This is a genomic window from Bifidobacterium asteroides (assembly GCF_003202695.1).
In the GTDB taxonomy this organism is placed as follows: domain Bacteria; phylum Actinomycetota; class Actinomycetes; order Actinomycetales; family Bifidobacteriaceae; genus Bombiscardovia; species Bombiscardovia asteroides_G.
This window is the reverse complement of record NZ_QGLL01000015.1, coordinates 1-3,365: the sequence shown is the minus strand read 5'-3', so window position 1 is coordinate 3,365 and position 3,365 is coordinate 1. Positions and strand designations below refer to the sequence as shown.

The window sequence follows — 3,365 nt, the reverse complement described above, 5'->3', positions numbered from 1 at the left end:
AGGCAACCGTCAGGGTCAGACCGAACACCAGCGCCCAAGCCGCCAGCCATTCGAAAGCCACATCACGATGCGCGCCCGCGCACTTTCCGATCGCCCGCATGCCCAGCACGAACCACAAGGCGCCGACAACACCCGCCACGCAGCACCAGAAAAGGACACGCCAGCCGACCCCGTCGCCTTGGCCCGCATCCAGGACGGCACCACACACAATACCACCACCACCGCCCACGACACGAACCCGTTACGCGCCGCCACCCGACAACCCGCCAACACGCCCACCACTCGACACAGACATCAGCACCCCTCACACTTCGCCCTACATCTGCGCAAGCACGGGACCCAAAGACGCGGCTAACGACGAAAAGGCTTCAAAGAAGCTAGGCCTCAGACACCGAAGTCCTCCGCAACCCTTCCTGAAAGCAGACCTGAGCCAGCGCCAAGTCAGGCATTTCGCCCCGGGTGGGGCTTACTGCCAGCGTGCACGCTCCGGAACCACGGTCACGCCTGACCCTGCACTTCGTCCTAGGCCATCCTTATCTTCGACAGCTGCCCCTGGGCAAAGCCTAGGAAACCATCCGAACCCGCCATGGCATACTTCATCAGGCGATCGAACTGGTCATCATCCATGCCGCCCTGGCAGTTCACCACCAACAACGTACGGAAGACCAGGCCTTCCTCGGAACTCTGCACATAGGCAGCCGGCCCCTCATAATCCCGGTTCCAGGCATTGCAGCAATCCTCAAGCAAATCATGCTGGACATTCGGATGACTGCCCCGCTCAGTCCCACGAACCACCAGATACTCATCATGCTCGCCACGTACACTGAAATCGAGCAGGATATTCCCCCATAAACCGACCCAGGACAGCTCATAATACTCAACACGGTAACCTTGGGCATCCAACCACCGCTTGATTCGGTCATTATCAACCACGGATTTCATCGGCTGACCCATTTGCTCATGCCCCTCTTCCATATGGTGCATTCGGTATACGTATGGGATCCGGGCACTGATCATTCATCCAAGCATAAAGATTCTGTATGAGATAGATAGAATCATCAAGGCGCTGCCCCAGTACTTCATCCCGCTCGTCGCACATGATCTGCCCGACTCCCACTATTCTGACGGCCTGGTTCTGCTCCAAGGAAGGTTCAGTGGCATAGGTCTTGAGATATCCAACCGACCGGTTCCATTCGGCACAGACATTCACCGCATCCCGATACCTGGCGGAGCTGAATCCCCGGCTCCACAGACTCCTGAAACTGATGGAATCCAGACTTCTGCTCATTACAAACATAATGCCGCAATCGACCAGCGGCACCAGTACAGGGCCACCGGTTGCATTGACATACGAGGGTATCCCCCGCTGAGCGAGCAGTCGCATTATGCGGGCAACGGGAGTTGGAAGGCCTTGCAATAATTGCTCATCCACACCCATCCCAGCGGTTCCCTGTCCTTCCACATCCGCAGCAGTATCACTCATCCCAATCTCCTCATATAAATCCACCCGTGCAGGCTAGTCATTCCAAGGCCGGGTCATACCCGACTGGTTCACTCCCGCCCATATTGCCCCATTGTCAATTGCCCCGTTGTCAAAGGACGGACGGTGATGACGGGAAGGCATACACATGATGACCAGCTGAATCACTGTCGACACGAGCAGCGGGATGACAGCCAGTAGATAAGGACCGCCACCTATGGTCAACATTCGAGATTTCACCAGCCCAATCGTAGCTATAACCATAAGACCGCACGGAATCAAAGTCAGCCATCCCGGCAGCAATAAATCATGCAGACGCCGCACCTCCAGAGCATACTCCGGCACCACCATGATCAGGTCGAAGACCAGAGGGATGAGAGCCCAGGTTCCCCCGCCGCATACATTACTCAGGCCCTGCTCTGCAATTGATAGAACGATGAAGAACACCCATATCTCCTTGCGGCACGATCTCCCCCGCCCCCGGGCAAACAGGTATAACGGCCGCTGCAGGCATTCTCGAAAGGTAGCGTCATACATGGGTTCGAAACCCTTCATCTCAGGCACACGAGGCGGTCTATTTTCAAACAAGGCAACAGTCATGGTCTTTTTTTCCTTCCATGCAATTCGAGCGGCCAGCCAGAACAGATTCCGCCGCAACCAACTTCATTGTCGACAACCAGCGTCAATTGCATTACAGCTGTAGACATCGTTCACGTAAGACCTGAAGCCCAGTAAAGGCCTGGACGATTCCTTATACTAGCAGGACTCCACTTGCCGCCGCGCAGCAGCAAATGAAACAGCCGGCATCCAACCCGACTGCAGCCAAGCAGACCACATGCCCGACAGGCACGTCAAAAGGCCAAAAACCTTCCCTTACCAGCAATGCCCTCATTGATCCTGTGCAGCTGTACTGCCACGTACCAGGGCGGCCACCAGGGTCATCAGGTCGAAGATCAGCGCCCAGGCCGCCAGCCACTCGAAGGAGGCATCACGATCATCGCCCGCGCAATAGTCGATCGCCCACAAATCCTGCAGAAACCACAAGGCGCCCGTAGCGCCCACCGCCAGACACCAAGGCAGGCACGACCATGGAGAGCCCCCGAACAACAGGCACAGCATCCACGACGGCACCACGCACGACACAGCCGAAGCCGCCCACGCCGCCACACGGCCACGCACCCAATCCGACACGAACCGCAGCCAGGTCACCGCAGCCGCCACCAGCACAGCCACCGACACCAGCACCCAGCGCATCACCCCCGGATATACGGCGGTCATCGCGCCGAACATCACCCCCCAGCAGGGCATCAGCGGCATCGTCAACGCCAGGCACCAGAACCCCGGACGCCCCCCACGGCTCTCGAACCGGGCCAAAAACCACCACATCGCAAAACCCGAAAACAGGCCCGCCAGGCCGAACTGGATACAACGGTCGCGCACCCACTGCTCCTCCTGGTCGTACAGGAAGGCCCAGCCCGGCACGAACCCCGCCAGGAAGGCCGCCCCGTACACCGCCAGCTTGCGCACCACCCCGGCGCGGGAAAAGGCACGCTCCCCCGCAGGCGCATGACGCGCGCACCTCGCCACCCGCGACATGACCGAAGACGCCCTCTCCAGCCAGGACCTCCCCGCAGGAAGCCGCAAGGAACCAGAAACACCAACAGCCATCACACACCATCCTCCCGCTCAAAGCATCGAATCCGCCACGCAGCCCGCCAGGCCAAGAACCGGGGCAAGCTCATTGCTGATTCCGTGCAGCGTCGGCGCCGCGCGCCAGGGCGGCCACCAGGGTCATCAGGTCGAAGATCAGCGCCCAGGCCGCCAGCCACTCGAAGGAGGCATCACGATCATCGCCCGCGCAATAGTCGATCGCCCACAAATCCTG

At 59.2% G+C, this 3,365-nt stretch carries 4 protein-coding genes; all 4 read right to left on the bottom strand.

Annotated elements, in window-relative coordinates; all coding sequences use genetic code 11:
• Positions 1–522: 522 nt before the first annotated feature.
• The 4 genes from DKK75_RS08000 to DKK75_RS07990 all read right to left on the bottom strand — a co-directional run bounded on the left by DKK75_RS08000 (position 523) and on the right by DKK75_RS07990 (position 3,010).
• On the bottom strand, positions 523–975 hold the full coding sequence (locus DKK75_RS08000; RefSeq protein ID WP_181414528.1) for a YbjN domain-containing protein: 453 nt from the start codon (positions 973–975) through the stop codon (positions 523–525).
• Positions 959–1,507 (bottom strand): hypothetical protein, encoded by a 549-nt coding sequence (locus DKK75_RS08100; RefSeq protein WP_146208645.1) that lies wholly within the window; start codon positions 1,505–1,507, stop codon positions 959–961. The genes DKK75_RS08000 and DKK75_RS08100 overlap by 17 nt, the downstream gene beginning before the upstream one ends.
• A gap of 9 nt (positions 1,508–1,516) precedes the next feature.
• Positions 1,517–2,080, bottom strand: a complete 564-nt coding sequence (locus DKK75_RS07995) for a DUF805 domain-containing protein (RefSeq protein WP_110452902.1) — start codon at positions 2,078–2,080, stop codon at positions 1,517–1,519.
• A gap of 288 nt (positions 2,081–2,368) precedes the next feature.
• The gene (locus DKK75_RS07990; protein ID WP_146208644.1) at positions 2,369–3,010 is read right to left on the bottom strand and encodes a hypothetical protein; all 642 of its coding nucleotides are present in this window, start codon (positions 3,008–3,010) and stop codon (positions 2,369–2,371) included.
• Positions 3,011–3,365: the final 355 nt, after the last annotated feature.